Raw genomic sequence first — 21,609 nt, 5'->3', positions numbered from 1 at the left:
AGGCAAGTCCGGTAAATTCGCGACGCAGCCATTGAGCGACCAGGCCGGCGGTGACGGGCTGACCGATTCTCCACGGCGCAATTTTGTGCATCGGGAAGTCGTCGGCAATCGCCAGGCTGAGCAACTGCGTGAGTGTCCAGGCGCACGAACGAATCGGCATCCAGAGTTCGAGTACGGTGCGCGTCTGCTGCCAGAGATTGTTGAATCCCTACCAACGCTTGAGATTGTGAAACAGCAGTTCTATGCCCCAGCGGCGCGCGTAAAGCTGATCGATAGTCTGTGGCTCCAGGTCGACTTCGGAAGCCAGGATCAGGCGTCGCTTTGTCCATTCCTGCCGCTTGTCGTTGTAGAACTGGCACCAGACGGCGCGCACCGTCGTGCCCTTGAGGAAGCGAGCGACGGCGACTCGGACGCAGGCGCACGCGCTGTTCCTTGCCATAGAGCCTCATCATCAATTCGGTTGCGGGCAGCGCTTCGATGGCCTCGGCGCACAGACGCTTGCCATAGATGCGCGGCCGTCCACGCCGGGGCCCACCGGATCTTACGGGCGGCAGAAACAGCGCGGTATCGATACGCGCCTGGCCGATGACGTGCATGTTCTGGCGCAGCAATGGCAGGACCAGACGCGCGCGCATGAACCAGGAGTCGAACAGCACACGTATGGGCCGCTGCGTCACACCCGAGACCGCACGCACAAGCGCCAGCGCAATCTTGACCTTGTTGGTATTGCCCGTTTCCGGAACCGGTCGCGAGAGGATCGGCAACACCATGCCGACGCCGCCGTTGCCCAGCACGCTCACACCAGAGTCACGATGCATTGCGCCCAGACGTGTTTGGGCCGGTTGGTCTTGCCGCTGTGCTCGCGTCGCCACGCGACGCCCGGCGCCCTCTTCGAGCAGCGCATGATCAGCGTATCGTCCAGGCCCATGGTGAGCGTGCCGCTGGGCAAGACGGCAAGCACCAGTCTCAGCAGCGCTCGCGCGAGTGGCACCGTACGCCAGGTGCCACGCTCCAGAAGCTTGAAATACGCCGTCCAGTGGCGCGTACACCCAATGGCCGAGATCGCTCGGCTCACCCATCCTTCGGGTGAAATCATGCACCCGCACAGCAGCTCGAGGAGGCTGGTTTGCGAGCGAAGCGGCACGGCGGTAAGTAGAACGTTGATCCATTCGCTCAGGTAAAACTCAGTGCGTTTCGACAGTGACATGGCAATCGCGAGAGAACCGAGAAGGATTCTCATTGGCCGCCGCGCTGCTTGCGCTAAAACCCCGCGCAAGCAGCGCGGCGGTCTCACGATTGCCTTTCCATGTCACGTTTTTTTCGAATTGCGAACCAGTTTTCAGGACCCTTCATCGGGGTGCTGAATGTCTAAACTCGAGTTTTTGACAGTGATCGGAGTCGGTTGGGGCGCACCGAAGTTCAGCAACGCAGGGTCGGCGACGGTGAACGCGCTTACGTCGAGCTCGGGGAAGCTGTTGCAGGTTCGTTTCGCGCTCGGCAGCTATGAGAAGCTTTTTAGCGTCGGTAAGGTCAAGGACGGCCTGCTGGCGGCGGCGCACAAGGGCATTGGAGTCGTCGAGCGAGGATTTTCGCGCCTATATGGCTGGGCCGTTTGTCAGCGACGAAGAGCGAAAGCTCGTCAGTCGGTCGCGGGAACGCGCGCCGCGCTCGTCGACCAGGCAATCGAGCCGGAGTACAAGGCGCTCTTCGATGACGATTTCAATCGCCGTGGCGGCCGTCGTGGTCGGCGCGTTGGCGCGCGCCGGGCTCTCTGCGGCTGTGGTGAAGCCGGTGAACCAGACGATCCGGCATTTTCGCAGCATGGCCGAAGGCGACCTCTGGAATTGCCGGCTTACGGCTGGATCCGTATCGCCAAGGAAGACATCAAACCGGCACTCTGTCCGTTTCTTGAGGCCATGCCCAAGCATTTGAAGGCACTAGACACCAAATCCGCCCAGGAAGGGCTGGTGCTGACCGAAGTGCGGCGTTGATAGTGTCCCGCCGGAACGCCCGTTGCGCGTCTTGGCGTAGCAGTGATCGCAGCCCGGGCCAATCTTCTGGCAACCTTCCCACGGACTGAACGTGTGGTTGGTCGACTCGACTTTGCTGTTTTCGCTCATACTAAGGGAGATTGCAATGCGAAATGAATCGTTCCAATACAGCGGTCGAAACATTCAGATCGAGATGAAGGACGACGGAAGCGGCAACTGGCGCTGGTCCTACACGATCGATGGCGAGCATCGTACTGAAAGCCCGGATCGAGGACATCGATCGTACGAAGCCACGCTGAAAGACGCGCGTCTCGCAGCGGAGCGACATGTCGAGGCCTTGGGTGGGTTCGCGGTCGACGAAGGTTGAGTGCCAGTTATGCATTTCAGACGTCCTTTCCCTTCCCTGCCATGAATGTTTTTGAGCGCCGGCTCATTGTCGTTGTCCTGTCGGCTACCGATAAAGCGGCACATGCGGCCGCTTGAGATCGCCGGACGTCGCGAGATCCGGGTAGATAAGCTCACGCTCGCCGAGTGTGATCGTCACCTTGTTCGCGTATGGCTTGCGGATGTTGCCAGCCGGGCGCGCGCCTCGAGACGCATTGTCCCAGGTCGTGATTTCCGTCCGCATCGCAACGACACATCAGAACAATCGGGCGTCGCTATTTGTGTGCGATAAAATAGCCGCGATCTGCTTAGGCCATCACGCGCGACGCATACCAATTTTATTGCCGGTCTTTTCTGCCGATGCCTTTCGAATCACTTCATCTAGCTGTCCTGATTCCCTGCTACAACGAAGCCGCAACCGTGCGCTCCGTCGTACGTAATTTTCGCGCGGCACTGCCGAACGCGAGCATCTATGTATTCGACAACAACTCGACGGATAACACGAGCGACATAGCGCGCGCGACGGGCGCTGTGGTGCGCCAGGTCGCTTATCAAGGCAAAGGCAATGTGATTCGGCGGATGTTCGCGGATATCGACGCGGACGTGTATGTGCTCGTCGATGGCGATGACACCTATGACGCCGCGGCCGCGCCGGAGATGATCGAGCGCCTCGTTGCGGAGGCGCTTGACATGGTCGTGGCAACGCGCCGTACGGACGAGCAGGAAGCGTATCGTCTCGGGCATCGCTTCGGCAACGTGATGCTCACGCGCTTCGTCGCGTCGATCTTCGGTCGCACTTTCACTGATATGTTGTCGGGCTATCGCGTGTTCTCGCGCCGCTACGTGAAATCGTTCCCGGCGCACTCGAAGGGCTTCGAAACCGAGACAGAGCTCACCGTTCACGCACTCGAACTGCGCATGCCCGTTGCCGAAATCGTCACGCGTTACAAATCGCGGCCGGAAGGCTCCGTCAGCAAGCTCAACACATATCGCGACGGCTTTCGCATCCTCAGCATGATCGTGAAGCTGTTTCGCGCCGAGCGTCCCCTCGCTTTCTTCTCAATCGGCACGGCGCTGTGCGGACTCGCCTCTATCGTACTGGCAGTGCCGCTGTTCGAAACATACTTCGAAACAGGACTTGTGCCGCGCTTCCCGACGGCTGTGCTGTGCGCCGCGCTGATGATCTTCGCGGCTTTGTTCCTTGTGTGTGGCGTCATACTCGATACCGTAACGCGCGGTCGCGCGGAAGTGAAGCATCTCGCGTATCTCGCCTTTCCTGCGCCAGGAACTGAACTCGGGCACGCGGCTGCAGCGGCGAAGGCTGTCGAATGAAACGCGAACTGCTGCGCTTTGCAATTGCCGGCGTGATTGGCCTCATCGTCGATGCAGGCGTGCTCTACGGGATGCTTGCGCTCGGCGCGGGGTATTTCGTCGGCCGCGCCGTGTCGTTTGTCGCCGCCGTCTGGTCAACGTGGCAGTTCAACCGCCGCTTCACATTTGTCAAGGGCAGCAAAAAGTCGGCATGGGCCGAGTGGTGGCACTACCTGTTCGCGATGCTCGGCGGCGGTGTTGTCAACTACGCGGCCTATAGCGCCGCGATTTTGGTGTTGCCGAAAAATGCGCTGCTGCCGCTGATCGCGGTTGCGATCGGCTCGCTGGTGGGCATGACGGTCAACTTCGTCAGCGCGAAGCTGTGGGTCTTCAAGGCCCGCTCGTGAACGTGAAGCCAGATATGCAGGCGAAAGCCTCATCGCCCATCGCGCGCACCCGCGTCATCGATCTGCGCTCGCGCCGCGCCATGACGATCGCATGCGTGATAGTGCCGCTCCTGTTCGGGCTCTATTCGCTGTTTCTCGGCGCAGACGCTAACTGGGATCTGTACAACTATCACCTGTACAACCCGTTTGCGTGGCTTCACGGCAAGCTGCAGACCGACCTCGCGCCGGCGGGCATGCAATCGTATTTCAACCCGCTGCTCGACACGGCGCTGTATCTGTTGAACACGCATCTGCCGTCGCGCGCCGTCGGCTTTCTGTTGGGCGTGCTGCATGGCTCGACGTTTGTGCTGATCGCCGCGGTCGCTCGCGAAGTATGGCCATACGGGTCCAGCGATGAGCGCTACCGCCTGCCCATTCTGGTCGCCGCCGCTGGCTGCCTCACCGCGAACTTTCTTTCCGGACTCGGCAATTCGATGGGCGATGACACGACGGCGGTCTTCGTGCTCGCCGGCCTGCTGGTGGCGCTATCGAACTGGCAGCGCCTCGGCACCCGTACGCCCGGCGCACTCGCCGCCGCGACGGTAAGCGGCCTGCTGGTCGGTCTCGCGACGGGGCTTAAGCTGACCAACGCCGTGTTTGCCGTCGCGCTTTGCCTGAGCCTTCTGACCTATCCGGGCTCACTGTCGGTACGGGTGCGCATCGCATTCCTGTTCGGTGTCGGCGTGCTGCTCGGCATGGCTGCGACGACGGGCTACTGGATGCTGCATCTGTGGCAGCAGTACGGTAATCCGCTGTATCCGCAATTTGGCAGGTACTTTCCGAATTCGCTGACGGTAGCTGGCGCGCAAAGCGACGTGCGCTGGTTGCCGCGCAATATCGTCGAGACGCTGCTTTGGCCGTTCATCATCGCGGCGGATTCGAAGCGCGTCGGCGAAACGCCGATCCGTCAGGTAATCTGGCCGATCGTCTATCTCGTCTTCGTGTGGTGGGCGCTCGTCCGCGTTGCGGGGCGTTTCGCGGGCCAGCCGTGCGCCACGCTCGATCCGAAACAACGGCTCGTGGTGCTGTTCGTCGCGCTCGGTTTCATATTGTGGATGAAGCTATTCAGCGTCTATCGCTACATCGTGCCGATCGAGATGCTTACGCCGATGGTGCTCGTGCTGCTGCTCGACCGGCTGCTGCCCGCGCGCATCGCGCGACGCACTGCGGCATGGCTGCTGATCGCAGCGACAGCCGTCGTCGTGACGGGCGGCGCTCGCACCTGGGGACACGAGGGTTGGGCCGATCCGCTCTATCACGCGCAGCTTCCGCCGCTCGCGCAGCCGGAGCGCACGACCGTCGTTATCAAGAGTGTCACGACCGGCTGGGCCTGGATTGCGACGCGCTTCCCGGACACGGTCGCATTCACGCAGATCGACAGTAGCTTCCCCGCGAGCGACGCATTTCGCGCGCGTATCGTGACGCTCGCGCGCGAGCGCGGCGGTCCGTCGTTCGCGCTGATCGACGGCGCGCACAACTGGCGTGAAGACAACGTGAACAGCGTGAACGACATTGCCGCCGCAACCGGTTTCACACGTTCGGATCGCGGCTGCTACGCGTTGCGCTGGGTCGTGTCGAAGTTGCATTTGCACGCGGCGGTCAATGTTCCGCGAGACGCGTCAGAACAGTGTCACCTCGGCTTGCGCGCGGACGATCAGTTCGATCTCACCGCGCGCAACCGCCAGCTCGCCGCCGACGCGGCTGCCGCGTTCGAACGTGCCGGATTCAGCTTCGACGCGAACTCGTGCATGCCGTATGAGGCCGGGATCGGCAAGGGCGCGCTCGCCTGGCAGTGGTGCCGCATTAGCCCGCGGCGAAATTCACGCTGAGGTCAACGCGCGCGCGACGCACGCCGACGGGCATGCCGAGCGTGAAGTGGCCAAGATCATGATCAACGCCGCGCGGCAAGCGGTACAGGATGCGAGCGCAGAGATCACGCTGGGTGCCGACAAGGGTTACGACGCACAGGAGTTCATCGAGGCCTGCCACGAGATGAAGGTGACACCGCACCTAGCACAAAATACCTCGGGGCGGCGTTCGGCGGTGGCCGACACGATTGCCTCGAGGCGTGGGCTACGCCATTTCTCAGCAAAAGCGCAAGCTGATCGAACAAGGCTTCGGCTGGGCGAAGACCGTGGGACGCATGCGCCAGGCGATGGTGCGCGGGTTGAAGAAGGTGGATCAGATGTTCGTGTTAAACATGGCCGCCTATAATCTCGTGCGCCTGCGATCCTTGGCACAAGTCCGTCCATCGTGAAAGTAAACACCGAAATGAGGCCATGAATCGGCCTCAAAACGCTTAAATGGACGTTGAATTCGCATTGAAATCGCACAATGCGAAAATCTTGCGGCGAGAGCCGCGTACGTGTAGCGAGGCCGCTTCAGCACGGGTGTATTTCAGCAGCCTGTTAAACCCGGACGCTGACAGAGAGCCACACGTAAGTCAGCACGCGCACCACGACGAAGCAGAAAAGATGCAACGTGTGCCGCCAGAACAGCGTAGCCGGACCGACAGCAATCGGGCAAAGCAGCCAGAGAGAAGGCGATGTCAACGAATTTACGCCACGTCAATTCCCGCGCAAGACCGCGCCCCGACAGCCCGGCGCATCAGCGGCTTGTAGACCAGCATATCCACAAGCACGCCGTCACGTATCCCATGCGATATCGCGCGGATGAAGTTCCAGATCGAGAAGCATGTCTCGAAGATCCGCCGGACTACCCGGTCCTGTGGGCGTCGACAACGCCGCTCAAGCGCACGAAGAAGGTGCCGTTTGGTGAGATGGTTGAAGTGATCTGCTAACGGACGATGTTGTCCAATTCCGGACGTGAGCCGGCTCACGCGACCGGTCGCGGCATAGCCGCCGCCTCGTTTCACATATTCAGATAGTCGCGCGCGGCAAACCGGCGAAAGCTCATCGATTTGAAGACGTTCTCAAATCGTCCATGTTTATATTAATGGCCGCAGAACCGGTCAGTCGTTCGTTTGGCGGCACTGAGTTTTCAGAACGCTCGGCACCGCCATAAAACGCTGGTTAGAGCGTGAGTTGGCACTGAGATGACCTCTTGTACGGTACGACGCGCAGTGAGCTTCCTGTTCTTCCTGTTCTTCCTGTTCTTCCGCTTTCGTCGCAATCTTGCTTGCTGCGTCGAGCTGCTTGCGCATCAATGCCGCCGCATGGTCACGGCTGCCGTTCCGAATGAGGCCAGGCATTTCCGGACGACCATGGCAATGGCGAGTCAACAGGCCTCGGCCAGTTGCCGCCCGGTATTCAAAGAACTGCCCAGCTGGTTTTAGCGTGCGCTCGTCGCGGGCCCGCCCGCGGGAAACATTGGGCCTGGCGGCACATCACAGTTCGTCGTCTATGGTTCCAGCGAATAAGCGATGATTAACCCGCTCGTTGAGTTGCCGAGATAATTTGCCGCGTTTTGGTCACTTTCCTTGGCCGCTGCTATGACTTCTTAACCAGATCATGGGACGGTCTACGCCCCTGGTATTACATGGGTTCAGCGATAAAGTGAGCTCCGCGAAGATGTCCGTTGCGCCCCGCAAGAAGCCTGTGCTCTGAAACGACGTTGATTGACGCTGCTTGATCGCTATTGCGTCACATGTCCTTGGCGGCTGGTGGCACCCTGCCATGGGAAAAGCGCTTTGAGGTTCCGTTCGGCGAGCGTTTCACCGGTGCTTCCGGACCACCAGCCACCGCGGCGACTTGAACCGGACGATGCTGACATACAGCCACACGTACGTCGCGGCAAACACGATCACGAAGCAGAACAGATGCAGCGTATGCCGCCAGAACAGCGTCGCGGGCACCACCGCGATCAGGCAAAGCAGCCACAAATACGGCGACGTCAACGAATTGCGCCGTGTCAGCTCGCGCGCGGTGCGCGCCCCGACGGCCCAGCGCATCAGCCGCTTGTAGACGAGCATATGCAGATGCACGCCATCGGGAATTCCAGGCGACATCCCTCGAATGAACTTCTTTCGGTAGATCGAGAAACAGGTCTCGAAGATGGGGTACATGAAGAGCAGCACGGGATACCACGCCGACACGTCGCGATTGCGCATTACGAGCATGATCGACAGTTCGCCGAGCATGAAGCCGATGAAATACGCGCCGCCGTCGCCGAGAAAGATCAGGCCCGCCGGGAAGTTCCAGATGAAAAAGCCCATCACGGCGCCCATCATGATGAGCGATGCCGACAGCACGATGGGGTCGTGCACCTGGAACGCGACATAGGCGAGCGAGGCGAACATCATGAACGCGACCATCGACGCGAGCCCATTGAACCCGTCGATGATATTGATCGCGTTCGCCAGCGCGGCGACGGCCAGAACGGTCACCGCGCACGAGATCGCCGCGTAGGAAAGCAGAAAATCGAGCGGCGGCACGCTGATGCGCGTCACCGCGATACCCAGCACAAAGTAGGCGAGCGCGGCCGCGATCATCGTGCAGATCAGGCGCGCGAGCGGGGAGACCTTTTTCGTCAGGTCCTCGACGAGGCCCGATGCGAACGCGGGTACACCGCAGGCGACAATGCCGAGAATGCCCGCCGACACGCGCGGATAGGCGCTGTACAGCTGGATCGCCGACGCCACCAGCCCGAACAGAATCCCCGTTCCGCCGATACGCGGCACGGGACGCGCGTGAAATTTCTGCACGCCCGCGAGATCGTTGTCCGCAAACGTTTCATGCAGATGCGCGTACCGCACGATCACCAGCGTGACCAGTAGTGAAACGATGAAGCCGAGCGCGAAACTGAGCATGAAAGTCGGGGCCGAGGGCAAACGGTGGATTATACAAATGAAACGCGGCGCGCCCGGACGGGTTGACCGTGGCGAGGCGGGAAGCACGCGAACTCCCATGCCGTCTCATGGATTCCCCCTATGCGGAATCCGCAAGCCGTTGCCGTTAGCCATCGATGGGGCGGCCATCCCGGCTCGCCGACGGCAACATCATGGACTCTTCATGCTCAACAACCTCACTATCCGACAGGGGCTGACGCTCGTCATCGGCGTGTTCGCGGCGTTTCTTTTGACAGTGATCGGAGTCGGGTGGGGTGCGCTGAAGTTCAGCAACGGCGGGCTGCAGAACGTGCAGCAGTCGTCGGCGGCGATGACCGTGCTCACGTCGAGTTCGGAGAAGCTGTTGCAGGTGCGCCTCGCGCTCGGCAGCTACGAGACGCTCTTTAGCGTCGGCAAGGACACGGACGGGCTGCTCGCAGCGGCGCACAAGCTGCTGGAGTCGTCGAACGAGGACTTCCGCGGCTATATGGCAGGCCCATTCGGCAGCGACGAAGAGGGCAAGCTCGCGCAGACGGTCGCCAGCGCGCGCGCTGCGCTCGTCGATCAGGCGATCGAGCCGGAGTACAAGGCGCTCGTCGATAACGATTTCAACACGTTCCGCACGATCCAGGGCGAAACGGCCGACCGCTACTATCGCGTCTACGCAAAGGCGATCGACGCGCTCAAGCGGGCGCAGGCCGATAACCGGCAGCGCCAGGCCGAGCAGTTGAATCAGCGCTTCACGATTTCGACGGGTCTGTTCATCGCGATCGGCGTGGCGGCCATCGTGGTCGGCGCGATCGCGCGCGCCGGGCTGTCCGCGGCTGTCGTCAAGCCGGTGAACCAGACGATCCGCCATTTTCGCAGCATGGCAGCGGGCGATCTGACCACGGCCGTCAAGGTGCGCTCGCGCAACGAGATGGGACAGTTGCTGCAGGCGCTTTCGCAAATGCGCGACGGGCTCGTCGAGACGGTGTCGAAGGTGCGCGGCAGCACGCAGTCGATCACGCAGGGCGCAAACGAGATCGCTGCCGGAAACGCCGATCTGTCGAGCCGCACCGAGCAGCAGGCGGCCGCGCTTCAGCAGACGGCGGCGAGCATGGAAGAACTGTCGGCGACCGTCAAGCAGAACACCGACAACGCGAAAATGGCGAGCCGTCTCGCGCAAGGCGCGCTGGACACGGTCGTGCGTGGCAGCGACGTGGTTACGCGCGTGACGCAAACGATGGACGGCATCACCGCGTCGTCACGCAAGGTCGGCGAGATCATCGGCATCATCGAAGGGATCGCGTTTCAGACCAACATCCTTGCGCTGAACGCGGCCGTCGAGGCGGCGCGCGCGGGCGAGCAGGGGCGCGGCTTTGCCGTGGTGGCGTCGGAAGTGCGCGCGCTCGCGCAGCGCTCGGGCGCGGCGGCGAAGGAAATCCGCGAGCTGATCGGCGATTCGACGGCGCAGGTCGCGCAGGGCGCCGCGCTCGTCGCCGACGCACGCAAGACGATGCAGGAAGCGATGACGTCCGTCGAGCGCGTGACGGGCATCATGACGGAGATCGAAGGCGCCGCGCACGAACAGAGCGACGGCATCGAGCAGATCAACAAGGCGATCGGCCAGATCGACGAGGTGACGCAGCAGAACGCGGCGCTCGTCGAGCAGGCGGCAGCCGCAGCGAAGACGCTCGAGGCGCAGGCCGACGTGCTGCGCGAGGCGGTCGCCGTATTCCGCCTCGACGCCGCGGCGGGCGCGGCCCAAGGCTGACGAGCCGCGCGCGTTATAGAAACCCCCTATTCGAACCCGCTATTCGAACCCGCGCGGATTCTGCGCCTGCCAGCGCCAGTGATCCGCGCACATCCGCTCGATGCCGAACTGAGCCTGCCAGCCGATCACATCGAGTGCTTTCGCCGGATTCGCGAAGCAGGACGCGACATCGCCCGGCCGGCGCGCGACGATTTCATACGGGACGGGCTTGTCCGATGCCTTCTCGAACGCCTTCACGACTTCGAGCACGCTATAGCCCTGACCCGTGCCCAGATTGACGACAAAGCTCGCGTCGCGCCTGACGAGTGCATCGAGTGCCGCGATATGCCCGCGCGCCAGATCGACGACGTGAATGTAGTCGCGCACGCCCGTGCCGTCGGGCGTGTCGTAGTCGCCGCCGAACACACGCAGCCTGTCGAGCTTGCCGACGGCGACCTGCGCGACATACGGCATCAGGTTGTTCGGAATGCCGCCCGGATCTTCGCCGATCAGACCACTCTCGTGCGCGCCGACCGGGTTGAAGTAGCGCAGCGTCGCGATGCGCCACGACGGGTCCGAGATTTCCAGATCGCGCAGGATCTGTTCGGCGATCAGCTTGCTCTGGCCATACGGATTGGTCGCGGAGAGCGGGAACGTTTCGTCGATAGGCGAGCTTTTCGGCACGCCGTACACGGTCGCCGAAGAGCTGAACACGAACTGCTTCACATTGCGCGCGCGCATCACGTCGAGCAGCACGAGCAGGCCATCGATGTTGTTGCGGTAGTACGCGAGCGGCTTCGCGACGGATTCGCCCACGGCCTTTAGCGCCGCGAAGTGAATCGCGCCCGTGATGGGATGGCTGTCGAAGATCCCGTTGAGGGCGGCCTCGTCGCGCACGTTCGCGGCGTAGAACGCGACCTTCCTGCCTGTGATCTTCTCGACGCGCGCAATCGACTCGCGCTTGCTGTTCACGAGGTTGTCGATCACGACCACGTCGTAGCCGCTGTTGAGCAATTCCACGCACGTATGCGAGCCGATATAGCCTGCACCGCCCGTAACCAGAATCGTGCCCTTCATGGTCATGCTGAGCTCCCTTAGAGTGATACGCCCGTCAGTTGCCGGACAAGGTCCTTATATCGTTGCACGACACTGCGTTCGTCAAATTCCGTTGCGACCTTCTGTCGGCCGCGCTCGCCCATCATGCGACGCTCGTCGCCGCTCATGTCGAGCATTTGCGCGAGCTTAGCCGCGAGGCTGTCCACGTTGCGTACGCCGCATAACAAACCGGTGACGCCGTCCGCGACGACTTCGCGGCAACCCGGCACATCGGTGGCGACGACGGGGCGCCCCATCGCCGACGCTTCCATCAGCGTGCGCGGCACGCCCTCGCGATACGACGGCAGCACGACGCAATCGGCTGCGGCGATCAGCGGCCGCACGTCATGCGCCTCGCCCAGATACTCGATCACGCCTTCGCCCACCCACGCGTCCACGTCGGCCTGCGTGATCGCGCTCGGATTGTCGACGCCGACGGGGCCGAGCAACTGAAAACGCGCATGCGGATACCTGGCGCGCAGCCGCCGCGCCGCCTCGACAAATTCGCCGACTCCTTTATCCCACAACAGCCGGCCGATTAATACAAAAGAAAATGCCTCGCGCTCATTTTCACGCGCAGGCAGCGGCGTGAAAAAAAACGCATCGAGGTCCACGCCTTCGCCGTGCAGCAGGCGCGCGCGCTCGGGATGCGCGAGCAAATTCTGATCGAGGAAAGCGGCCTGATCGTCTTTGTTCAAAAACCAGATCTCGCGCGGAAAACGGAAGGCGAAGCGGTACAGCAGCTTTGCAACCTGCGCGGCTCGGCTATGTTGAATGAAAACATAGCCAAGGCCGGTCGTGACGGCAACCGACTTGACGCCCGCGAGCCTTGCCGCAATCGAACCATAAATATTCGGCTTGATCGTGTAATGAAACACGATATGCGGGCGAATCGATCGATACAGCCGGTACAGCGACCAGAGCGTTCGCAGATCGTCGCGCGGACTGGTGCCCTTCGAGGCCACATGAAACTCGATGCAGCGGCAGCCCATCTGCTCGAGCAGATCGGATGTGCGGTCACGCGGCGCGATCACCGTCACTTCGACGCCGCGTTCGATGAGCATGCGTATCAGCCCTTGCCGGTAGGTATAGATTGCAAACGCGGTGTTGCACACGAGCGCGATGCGCAGCGCGCGGGCGGATTCAATGGGTTGCTTCATGCGTGCGATGCGGGTTCGGGATCAGGTGCGGGTTGGGACTGCGGGATCAGAGGCTTGCTCGCGGCGCGTACAGACGTTTCTTGACACGCTGAAGGGTCTGGTACGGCGTGACGAGATGCAGCAGGTTCTTCGCGAGGCCCAGCCAGTCGAACGGGTTGAGCGCGTTGAAGTAGCGCATCTGCAGGCGCAGCGTCGATTGGATCTGCCTGCGCCGCTTCGTTGCGCTGATGCCGCCTTCGTTCACTTCGTAGTAAAGGCCGAGCGCCGCCAGGTTCGCGCAGTCGTAGCGCTCCATCAGGCGCAGGAACAGATCGAGGTCTTCCGCCGCCTTGTAATCGTCGCGATAGTTGCCGACGGCGAGCACGGCGTCGAGCCGCAGCATCATCGACGGATGCACGAGACAGGCGCGCAGAAAACGGATGCGGCGAATGTCGAGTGGCTCGGTCGGCGGTCTCAGCATGAAGAGCGGCTTGCCGTCGCGCGAGATCACTTGTGTCCACATGCCCAGAGCCGCGACGTGCGGATGCCCTTCGAGATACGTCCGCTGTGTCGCGAGACGGTGCGCGACGGTCAGATCGCCGGCGTCGATGCGCGCGGCGTAGCGAAAGCCGCGCGCGGCGAGCGCTTCGATGCCCGCCGCGAGCGCGCGTTCGATGCCGCCGTTCTTTGCCATGCGCAAGATGTCGACCGACATGTTCGGCAGCGTTGGCGCGACGATGGGCGGCGTGCTGCCGTCGTCGACGATCAGCACGTGAATGCGCGCGTCCTCCCTGAACGAGGCCAGCGTGCGCTCGATATCGGCCTGGCCGTTGTAGGCGGGCATCAGCACGGCGACGTCGTCGAGTACGCCGGCGCCGGGCGCTTTGGGCGGCGTGAATGAGGAAGACATCATGGACGCAGCTTGTAACGGATGTAGTAAAAATTGACCGACGCCGCGGCGAGATAACCGCTCGCTAGCCCCACCAGCGCGCCATAAGCGCCCATGCGGGGAATCGCCAGCAGATTGACGACGCATGCGATGGCCAGCGCGAGCAGCCACTTCAACAGCAGCACGAACTTCGCCTGATACTTGAGCACGACCAGGTTGCCGATCGCCTCGATGCCGGCGGGCACTGACAACCACACAGCCCAGCGGAAAATGCCGATGGCCTCGTCGAAGTCCGGCCCGAACACGCGGCGGATGATGAAGCCCGCGAGCAGGTCCAGCACGGACGCGCCCGCGATCATCAGCGCTGCCGTCATCGCGGTGAGACGCCACACGTTGCGGCGCAGATGCGCGAGATCCTCGATACGGTAGACGAACGCGGGCGCGAGGGTTTGCGCGAGCATCAGCGCGAGCGTGATCCAGTTCTCGTTCAGTTGCTGCGCGGCTGAGTAGCGCCCGAGATCGGCGAACGACACCGCGCGCTCCAGCATCAGCCGGTCGAGCTTGAGGAACAGATACATGCAGATGAGGCCGAGCCAGAAGACGGTGCCTGCCGTGGCGAAGTGGCGAAAGAGCGCGCCGTCCAGTTGCCAGCCGAGCTTGCCGCCGCGCCGCTGCATGTAATAAATGACCAGTACCATGCCGATCACGGCCGATTCGAGCGCCCACAGCCAGCCGAAACGCGACGGCGCGGCGGCCGCGCGCACCAGCAGCCATACGAGCGCGGCCTTCGCGATGGCCGTCGTCATGCTGGTCAGCAATTGCGGCTTGCTATACGTCATGCTTTGCAGCCACGCGTTGACCACGCCGACGAAAGGCTCGCGAAACAGCATCGTCACGGCGAGCCCGGCGAGCATCGCGCCGACGAGGGGATCGGTGAAGCCCGCGGCGATTCCTGCCCACGTCAGCAGGAGTGCTGCCGCCGACACCGCGAGCCGCAAGGCGAACGCGCTGCCGAGCACGGTGCCGAGCTGTTCGGGTGGTCGATGGACGATGGTCGGCACGAGAATCTCCGCGCCGCAGACCCATGTAATCGGCGACAGGACGAGTAAAAGCGTGTTGGCGTACTGCCATTTGCCGAACACGTCGGGGCCGAAATAGCGCGCGAGCACGCCGCTGATCGCGATCGCCACGCCGATCTGCGTGAGCCGTTCGAGGCCAAGCCAGACAAGGTTTGCGACAGCCCGCGTGACGTCCGGATTCGCGAAACGCTTAAGCGCCGGCATCCGCATGGTGTCCCGCGTGTTCGTTGGCCGCCAGCGGGCACGCAAGGTGCATGTGCTGTGTAAGGATGGGGGCCCTGCCGGTCGCAGGATGCGGCAACTTTGTGAGGGCGGGGCGTCTAAGCATTAGAATGGCGCCAGCAGGGCGTCGCTGAAAAGCGCAATTATAAGTTGTATCCGGACCGCTTCCGGCAAGGCACAGCGCCGTGACCACGCCGTGTCGAACATATTTCCCATTGCACGTAAGTGAGCCAATCCATGATCTCGCAATCCATATTCAAGGCATATGACATCCGCGGAGTGATCGGCAAGACCCTCGATGCCGAAGCCGCCCGTTCGATCGGCCGCGCGTTCGGCAGCGAAGTGCGCGCGCAGGGCGGCGATGCCGTCGTGGTCGCGCGCGACGGCCGGCTGTCTGGTCCCGAGCTGATCCAGGCGCTGTCCGACGGGCTGCGCGCGGCGGGCGTCGACGTGGTCAACGTCGGCATGGTGCCGACGCCCGTCGGCTATTTCGCGGCCAGCGTGCCGCTGAAGCTCGAAGGCGGCGAGCGCCGCGTCGATTCCTGCATCGTCGTCACGGGCAGCCACAATCCGCCCGACTACAACGGCTTCAAGATGGTGCTGCGCGGCGCGGCCATCTACGGCGAGCAGATCCAGGCGCTGTACACGCGCATCGCCGAAAACCGCTTCGAAAGCGGCAGCGGCAGTTATCACGAATACGACGTCGCCGATGCCTACATCGACCGCATCGTCAGCGATATCAAGCTCGCGCGGCCGCTGAAGATCGTCGTCGATACCGGTAACGGCGTCGCGGGCGGTCTTGCTCCGCGTCTGTTCAAGGCGCTTGGCTGCGAACTAGTCGAGCTGTTCACGGACATCGACGGCAACTTCCCGAATCACCATCCGGACCCGGCGCACCCGGAAAACCTCGAAGACGTGATTCGCGCGCTGAAGGAAACGGACGCCGAAATCGGCTTCGCGTTCGACGGTGACGGCGACCGGCTCGGCGTCGTGACGAAGGACGGCGAGATCATCTATCCGGACCGCCAGCTGATGCTGTTCGCCGAAGAAGTGCTGTCGCGCAACAAGGGGGCGCAGATCATCTACGACGTGAAGTGCACTCGCAATCTCGCGAAGTGGGTGAAGGACAAGGGCGGCGAGCCGCTGATGTGGAAGACGGGTCATTCGCTCGTGAAGGCGAAGCTACGTGAAACGGGCGCGCCGCTCGCGGGCGAAATGAGCGGCCACGTGTTCTTCAAGGACCGCTGGTACGGATTTGACGACGGCCTGTACACGGGCGCGCGGCTGCTGGAAATCCTGGCGCGCGTGCAGGACCCGAGCAAGGTGCTCAACAGCCTGCCGAATTCGCACTCCACGCCGGAATTGCAATTGAAGCTGCAGGAAGGCGAGAACTTCGAGCTGATTGCGCGCTTGCAAAAGAGCGCGACGTTTCCGGACGCCGATCAGGTTGTGACGATCGACGGATTGCGCGTCGAGTATCCGGATGGCTTCGGGCTTGCGCGTTCGTCGAACACCACGCCTGTCGTTGTGATGCGGTTCGAAGCCGACAATGACGCGGCGCTCAAGCGGATTCAGGAAGATTTTCGTCGGGTGATTCTGGCGGAGAAGGCTGACGCGAAGTTGCCGTTCTGATTTTTGTTTTGTCTGCGACGCTTGGGGGGCCGGGTGTCGCGGTTTGGTTTGCCCTTTTCGCGGGCTGTCGCGATGCGGTTTGTTTTGCCGCTGTCGCTGGCATCCGCGATAGCGCCTCGCGGCGCAGGCGTTGCCCCTGTGCGGGGCGGCACCTCCTTTCTTTGCCGCGGCAAAGAAAGGAGGCAAAGAAAGCCGCTCACACCGCCAATGCTTGTTTCTACCCACGGGCCCCCAACATCCCCATGTTTATCGCGGCAGTGTGCTGGCCCATGTCCGTCGCCAGCGCACTGACTCGCGTCTCACCCGCTTCACGCATCCGCGTTGCACACTACGCCCTCGATTATTCAGCGCCCCCATGCGGCAAACCTATGTAGGCATTCGCACCATCAGAACACCGTCGCTGCGCGATGTCTCTGCACTGTTCGAGCGCTGCCTGTGAGGCGCGACGACCAACATATGTTTGCCGCAAAAGGGCACTGAAACACCAGGGGGGCGGGTAGCCGTTGCAGGAGCGCGTGAAACGGGTGAGGCGTTCAATAGGGCTTTGGCAACCGACAGCGGCCGAGGCGCGGGTGTGCGAAGTGCGGGGACGTTGAAGGCCCGTGGACAAGCGTCAAGCATTGGCGGGGTGAGCGGCTTTCTTTGCTTCCTTTCTTTGCCGCGGCAAAGAAAGGAAGTGCCGCCCCGCACAGGGGCAACGCCCGCGCCACGAGGCGCAATCGCGGATGCCCGCGCAGGGGCAAACAAACCGCATCGCGGATGCCCGCGCAGGGGCAAAACAAACCGCATCGCGGATGCCCGCGCAGGGCCAAACAAAACGCATTGCGACTGCCCGCGCAAAGGGCAAACCAAACCTTTACAACAACGTCGTCAGCACATTAACAGTACGCGCGGTCGCCCCCCGATGCCTCGCCGCAAACGCCGACGCCGCACCTCCCATCGCCACGCGGCGTGCCTTATCGTCGAACAGCTCCCGCAGCACTCGCGCAAGGTCAGCGGGATCTTTCACCTGCACGCATGCGCCAGCGGCAACGGCATCAGCCGTCGCCTGCGTGAAATTGAACACATGCGGCCCGATCAGCACGGGCACGCCCACCCCGCACGCCTCGATCAGATTCTGTCCGCCCAACGGCAACAGACTGCCGCCGATGAACGCCACATCCGACGCGGCATAGTAAGCGCCCAGCTCACCCATCGAGTCGCCGAGCAGCACCTTCACGTCACCCGGCATCGCCGTCGGCGCGCGCTCGCCCGCCGCCACCGCGCCCGTGGGCGCCCACTCCGAACGGCGCACGCAACGCAATCCCTTCTTCTCGATGAGCGCCGCGACTTCATTGAAGCGCTGCGGATGACGCGGCACGAGTATCAGCAACGCGTCGTCGATGCCGAGCGCTGCAAATGCCTGCAGCACCAGTTCCTCTTCGCCTTCACGCGTGCTCGCAGCGACCCACACGGGACGCGAGCCGATGGCCGCGCGCCACGCATGCCCGCGCGACGCGAGTTCGGGCGGCGTGTTCATGTCGAACTTCAGATTGCCGAGCACGGCCACGTTGCGCGCGCCTAGTGCGGAAAGCCGCATCGCGTCCGATGGACTCTGTGCAAGCACGCGAGAAAAGCCGCCGAACACGCTACGCGTCGCGTTGCCGAACTTCGCCGCGCGCCGGTACGAGCGCTGCGACATCCGCGCGTTCGTCAGCACGAGCGGCACGTCGGCGCGGCGGCATTCGTCGATGAGCGTCGGCCAGACTTCCGTTTCCATCACGAGACCGACGGAAGGCCGCCAGGCTTTCAGAAAACGCCGCACGGCGCGCGGCATGTCGTACGGCAGATAACAGCGCAGCACGCGATCGCCGAAGATCTGCTCGCCGGTCGCGCGGCCGCTCGGCGTCATGTGCGTGAGCAGAATGCGGGCGTCGGGCCGCGCAATGATCAGCGCCTCAATGAGCGGCTGCGCGGCGCGCGTCTCGCCCACCGACACGGCATGCACCCAGATCAGCGGCGTATCGTCCTCGGGCACGCGGCCGCGGACTGAACCGAAGCGCTCGCCAATATGCTCGCGATAGCCGCGCTCCTTGCGCGAGCGGATCAAAAGCCGCAACACCGCAAGCGGCGCGATCAGCCACCACAGCGCGTTATAGACGGCCCTCAGCATCGGGCCTCCGCGCAACACATCGACATGGCCGCGCGCATGGCGTCTCGCGCGGCATCGCCTGGCGGAAGCAGCGCGCCTTTCAAACCAGATCCCTGCCCTTCAGACGCTCGAGAATGCCAAGCGGCGCGCACTCCGGCTGCGCCATCGACTTGACGGGCAGGAAGAATGTCTGTTCCATCATGTACTGGCCGGACATCACCGCATGCGAGGTCTGGTCCGAGAAACACACCCACACGCTGCCCGGGGGAAACGGCATCGTCTCCTGCGGCGAGTTCTTCTGATACTCGAGGTCGGCCTTCATGCCGTCATGCAGGTTCAGCATCAGATGGTCGTACTCGCTGCGCAGCGACTTCGTGACGTGCACCAGGTTGAGGAGCCACGCGGAGCCCGGCATCTGCGGCCTGATGCGCGGCAGGAAGCGTTTGGCCATGTCCTCGAACGGCTCGCCGACGCGCCACACGCGCGGCACGCCGTTCGGATTGACGTTCGTGAACACGCGCAGGATTCGCTCGCCATAGTTCGGACGGGACGGGAACGCATCGACGTGCAGGCGGCTGTCGTCCTTGCGCCATGAAGTCTGACGCGTCTCCACCTGATGCAGGCGCAGGCTGGTCGGCGCGACGCGCAGCTTGCCGACGTACTCGGGAAAGAGCCCATCGACGAGCGTCCTCGCATTCGATTGATAGCGCGCAATCAGCGCGCGCACGGCCGACTGGGTGACGGCGTCGCCCAGTACGCCATGCAGCGCGCCGCCGTTCGGCTCGAGGCTGATGTTCTTGCGTTTCGGATCGGCCAGCGCGGGATCGAGCAGCGCGCGTTCGCCGCCCTCGATCGCGAAAGCGAGATTCGGGAAATACAGCACCTTGCCGCGCTCGACGCCGGCGAGCAGCTTCTCGCGCGGCACGGACAAGCCCTGGCCATGCCAGTCGGTGCTTGCTACTTCGATGATCTGAGATTCGTTCATGGTCGCCTTTTCAAAGCAGATAGTGCCAGCCCCGGCGTGACGGCTGACGGCGGCGGACGCCTTGTTTATCGCACCTGCCCGCCAGCGGGGACGCGGCGTCCGCAGCCGGCGCAAATGTCACGAGAGACAGCCGCGCATGCCGCGTTCGCTTCGAGTCGCGACGGCGGGCGGACGTCCCCGCCACGCGCCGCGACAATCGCCTTACGTCATAGCAGGCCGAAACCGGCCAGGGCGGACTTCACTTGCTGGAGCGTCGGCGGCTGCCCCGCCGTGCCGAGATTCACGACGTTCGGCGACCAGTAGCCGCCCGTACGCCATGAAGTGGCGAAATTGTACAACTCGACCGTCGGACGCTTCAGGGCGGCTGCGATATGAACCAGACCTGTGTCAACCCCGACTGTCGCCGCCGCGCCGTCGATCAGGCCGACCACGGCCGGCAGCGACAGTTTCGGCGGCACGATGGCGGCCGCGCCGAACTCCTTCGCGAGGCGTTCGCTGGTCGCGCGCTCGGCATCGCTGCCCCAAGGCAACACGATCGATGCGCCCCGCCGCACCAGCGACTGGCCCAGCTCCGTCCATGCCGCGTCGGGCCACTGCTTGTCGGCGCGGGAGGTCGCGTGGACGAACACGACGTACGGCACGGGCAAGTTCAGCTGCGCTTCGGACAGCGCGAGTGCCGCGCGGCGCGTGTCGAGGCCGAAGTCGATGTCGTCGGTAAGCTGAGGCACGGGGTCGCCGAGCGCGGCCGCTACCAGTTGCCGCGTGCGCTCGACGACGTGCGTGCGCGGCTCGATGGCCACGCGCCGGTCGTAGAAGAAACGCACGGGCCATTCGTAGCCCGCGCCGTCCGTGCGGTTGCCAAGTCCGACGAGCGGCCCTCGCGCCATCTTCGCGACCCACGCGGTCTTGATGAGCCCCTGGCAATCGATCACGAGATCGTATTTTTCGGCGGCGAGCGCGCGGCGGAAGGCGCCGATCTCGCGCCAGTTGTCGACGGAGAGAATGCGCTTGCGCCAGCGCCGCAACGACACCGGAATCGCGCGCCGGACGCCGTCCACGAGCTCCACCAGCTTCATGAAGCTTTCTTCGACGAGCCAGTCGATCTGCGCATTGGGATGGCGGCGGCGAATGTCGGCGATGGCCGGCATGTTGTGAACGACGTCGCCCAGCGACGACACTCTCACGATGAGGATCTTTTGCACACTCAAGAATGGGAACGCCCGTTGAGGCGGCGTGATGACGCGGTGGAAGGGAACGCAATTTTAGCGCGCCCGGTGGGGCGCGCGGTTGGTGGTTGGGTTTTTTGCGATTCGGTTTGCGCTGCGCCCGCATTTGCGGTTCGGTTTGGTTTGCCCTTTGCGCGGGCAGTTGTGATGCGGTTTCTTTTGCCGCTGTCGCGGGCATTCGCGATGCGGTTTGTTTGCCCCTGCGCGGGCATTCGCGATGCGGTTTGTTTGGCCCTGCGCGGGCATCCGCGATGCGGTTTGTTTTGCCCCTGCGCGGGCATTCGCGATGCGGTTTGTTTGCCCCTGCGCAGGCAGTCGCGATGCGGTTTGTTTGGCCCTGCGCGGGCAGTCGCGATGCGGTTTGTTTTGCCCCTGCGCGGGCATCCGCGATGCGGTTTGTTTGGCCCTGCGCGGGCATCCGCGATGCGGTTTGTTTGGCCCTGCGCGGGCAGTCGTGATGCGGTTTGTTTGCCCCTGCGCGGGCATCCGCGATAGCGCCTCGCGGCGCGGGCGTTGCCCCTGTGCGGGGCGGCACTTACTTTCTTTGCCGCGGCAAAG

Annotated in this window: 19 protein-coding genes and 4 pseudogenes; 9 read left to right on the top strand and 14 right to left on the bottom strand. The window is 63.2% G+C overall.

Annotated elements, in window-relative coordinates:
• Positions 1-208 precede the first annotated feature (208 nt).
• Together J8I87_RS45105 and J8I87_RS45795 are read right to left on the bottom strand one after the other, a co-directional pair.
• Positions 209-439, bottom strand: coding sequence for a transposase (locus J8I87_RS45105; RefSeq protein WP_245254271.1), 231 nt, complete (start codon positions 437-439; stop codon positions 209-211).
• Positions 440-796: 357 nt separating this feature from the next.
• Positions 797-1,240 (bottom strand): transposase, encoded by a 444-nt coding sequence (locus J8I87_RS45795; RefSeq protein ID WP_209935823.1) that lies wholly within the window; start codon positions 1,238-1,240, stop codon positions 797-799.
• A 142-nt stretch (positions 1,241-1,382) separates the two neighbouring features.
• Here J8I87_RS45795 and J8I87_RS30190 point away from each other — a divergent pair.
• Positions 1,383-1,839: pseudogene (locus tag J8I87_RS30190) on the top strand (Tar ligand binding domain-containing protein); the annotation flags it as partial.
• Positions 1,840-1,994: 155 nt separating this feature from the next.
• On the opposite strand, the pseudogene J8I87_RS30185 reads toward J8I87_RS30190, so the two are convergent.
• A pseudogene (locus J8I87_RS30185) lies at positions 1,995-2,120 on the bottom strand (DUF5131 family protein); the annotation flags it as partial.
• Between J8I87_RS30185 and J8I87_RS30180 the strand changes: the two are divergent.
• Positions 2,083-2,358, top strand: a complete 276-nt coding sequence (locus tag J8I87_RS30180; protein WP_209935878.1) for a hypothetical protein — start codon at positions 2,083-2,085, stop codon at positions 2,356-2,358. The pseudogene J8I87_RS30185 and the gene J8I87_RS30180 overlap by 38 nt on opposite strands.
• A gap of 84 nt (positions 2,359-2,442) precedes the next feature.
• Here the strand turns inward: J8I87_RS30180 and J8I87_RS30175 are convergent, their stop codons facing one another.
• Positions 2,443-2,619, bottom strand: coding sequence for a hypothetical protein (locus J8I87_RS30175; RefSeq protein ID WP_209935822.1), 177 nt, complete (start codon positions 2,617-2,619; stop codon positions 2,443-2,445).
• Positions 2,620-2,735: 116 nt separating this feature from the next.
• Here J8I87_RS30175 and J8I87_RS30170 point away from each other — a divergent pair, with 116 nt between their 5' ends.
• From J8I87_RS30170 to J8I87_RS30155, 4 genes and pseudogenes are all read left to right on the top strand, one after another.
• On the top strand, positions 2,736-3,707 hold the full coding sequence (locus J8I87_RS30170) for a glycosyltransferase family 2 protein (protein ID WP_209935821.1): 972 nt from the start codon (positions 2,736-2,738) through the stop codon (positions 3,705-3,707).
• The gene (locus J8I87_RS30165) at positions 3,704-4,093 is read left to right on the top strand and encodes a GtrA family protein (protein WP_209935820.1); all 390 of its coding nucleotides are present in this window, start codon (positions 3,704-3,706) and stop codon (positions 4,091-4,093) included. The genes J8I87_RS30170 and J8I87_RS30165 overlap by 4 nt, the downstream gene beginning before the upstream one ends.
• A complete protein-coding gene (locus tag J8I87_RS30160; protein WP_313066805.1) occupies positions 4,090-5,961 on the top strand; it encodes a hypothetical protein in 1,872 nt (623 codons plus the stop codon). The genes J8I87_RS30165 and J8I87_RS30160 overlap by 4 nt, the downstream gene beginning before the upstream one ends.
• 7 nt (positions 5,962-5,968) lie before the next feature.
• A pseudogene (locus J8I87_RS30155) lies at positions 5,969-6,389 on the top strand (transposase); the annotation flags it as partial.
• Between the two features lie 151 nt (positions 6,390-6,540).
• Here J8I87_RS30155 and J8I87_RS45095 read toward each other — a convergent pair.
• A pseudogene (locus J8I87_RS45095) lies at positions 6,541-6,839 on the bottom strand (glycosyl transferase); the annotation flags it as partial.
• 375 nt (positions 6,840-7,214) lie between these two features.
• Between J8I87_RS45095 and J8I87_RS30145 the strand changes: the two are divergent.
• Positions 7,215-7,427, top strand: coding sequence for a hypothetical protein (locus tag J8I87_RS30145; protein ID WP_209935819.1), 213 nt, complete (start codon positions 7,215-7,217; stop codon positions 7,425-7,427).
• Positions 7,428-7,805: 378 nt separating this feature from the next.
• Here the strand turns inward: J8I87_RS30145 and J8I87_RS30140 are convergent, their stop codons facing one another.
• Positions 7,806-8,900, bottom strand: coding sequence for a glycosyltransferase (locus J8I87_RS30140; protein WP_209935818.1), 1,095 nt, complete (start codon positions 8,898-8,900; stop codon positions 7,806-7,808).
• Positions 8,901-9,102: 202 nt separating this feature from the next.
• On the opposite strand from J8I87_RS30140, the gene J8I87_RS30135 reads away from it, so the two are divergent.
• Positions 9,103-10,674, top strand: a complete 1,572-nt coding sequence (locus tag J8I87_RS30135; RefSeq protein ID WP_209935817.1) for a methyl-accepting chemotaxis protein — start codon at positions 9,103-9,105, stop codon at positions 10,672-10,674.
• A 39-nt stretch (positions 10,675-10,713) separates the two neighbouring features.
• On the opposite strand, the gene galE is transcribed toward J8I87_RS30135, so the two are convergent.
• From galE to J8I87_RS30115, 4 genes are read right to left on the bottom strand one after another with little or no spacing between them, the layout of a single operon-like run.
• Positions 10,714-11,736, bottom strand: a complete 1,023-nt coding sequence (gene galE, locus J8I87_RS30130; protein WP_209935816.1) for a UDP-glucose 4-epimerase GalE — start codon at positions 11,734-11,736, stop codon at positions 10,714-10,716.
• Positions 11,737-11,747: 11 nt separating this feature from the next.
• Positions 11,748-12,908 (bottom strand): glycosyltransferase family 4 protein, encoded by a 1,161-nt coding sequence (locus J8I87_RS30125; RefSeq protein WP_209935815.1) that lies wholly within the window; start codon positions 12,906-12,908, stop codon positions 11,748-11,750.
• A 46-nt stretch (positions 12,909-12,954) separates the two neighbouring features.
• Positions 12,955-13,800, bottom strand: coding sequence for a glycosyltransferase (locus tag J8I87_RS30120; protein WP_209935814.1), 846 nt, complete (start codon positions 13,798-13,800; stop codon positions 12,955-12,957).
• Positions 13,797-15,059 (bottom strand): lipopolysaccharide biosynthesis protein, encoded by a 1,263-nt coding sequence (locus tag J8I87_RS30115; protein ID WP_209935813.1) that lies wholly within the window; start codon positions 15,057-15,059, stop codon positions 13,797-13,799. Before J8I87_RS30115 ends, J8I87_RS30120 begins: the two co-directional genes overlap by 4 nt.
• Before the next feature lie 255 nt (positions 15,060-15,314).
• Between J8I87_RS30115 and J8I87_RS30110 the strand changes: the two genes are divergently transcribed.
• Positions 15,315-16,709 carry a phosphomannomutase/phosphoglucomutase gene (locus J8I87_RS30110; protein ID WP_209935811.1) on the top strand — a complete coding sequence of 465 codons (1,395 nt, stop codon included), beginning with the start codon at positions 15,315-15,317 and terminating at the stop codon, positions 16,707-16,709.
• An 856-nt stretch (positions 16,710-17,565) separates the two neighbouring features.
• Here the strand turns inward: J8I87_RS30110 and waaA are convergent.
• The 4 genes from waaA to J8I87_RS30090 form a co-directional block, all read right to left on the bottom strand.
• Positions 17,566-18,861, bottom strand: coding sequence for a lipid IV(A) 3-deoxy-D-manno-octulosonic acid transferase (waaA, locus tag J8I87_RS30105; RefSeq protein WP_209935810.1), 1,296 nt, complete (start codon positions 18,859-18,861; stop codon positions 17,566-17,568).
• Between the two features lie 79 nt (positions 18,862-18,940).
• A complete protein-coding gene (locus J8I87_RS30100) occupies positions 18,941-19,825 on the bottom strand; it encodes a Kdo hydroxylase family protein (RefSeq protein WP_209935809.1) in 885 nt (294 codons plus the stop codon).
• A 206-nt stretch (positions 19,826-20,031) separates the two neighbouring features.
• Complete coding sequence (gene waaC / locus J8I87_RS30095; protein WP_209935808.1) at positions 20,032-21,033, bottom strand: lipopolysaccharide heptosyltransferase I; 1,002 nt, start codon at positions 21,031-21,033, stop codon at positions 20,032-20,034.
• Positions 21,034-21,087: 54 nt separating this feature from the next.
• The coding region (locus J8I87_RS30090; RefSeq protein ID WP_209935807.1) for a hypothetical protein at positions 21,088-21,609 on the bottom strand (522 nt) is incomplete at its 5' end.

This window comes from Paraburkholderia sp. LEh10 (genome assembly GCF_017814945.1).
Taxonomy (GTDB): Bacteria; Pseudomonadota; Gammaproteobacteria; order Burkholderiales; family Burkholderiaceae; genus Paraburkholderia.
Note: the sequence above shows the minus strand (reverse complement) of the source record. Positions and strands in the feature narration are given on the sequence as shown.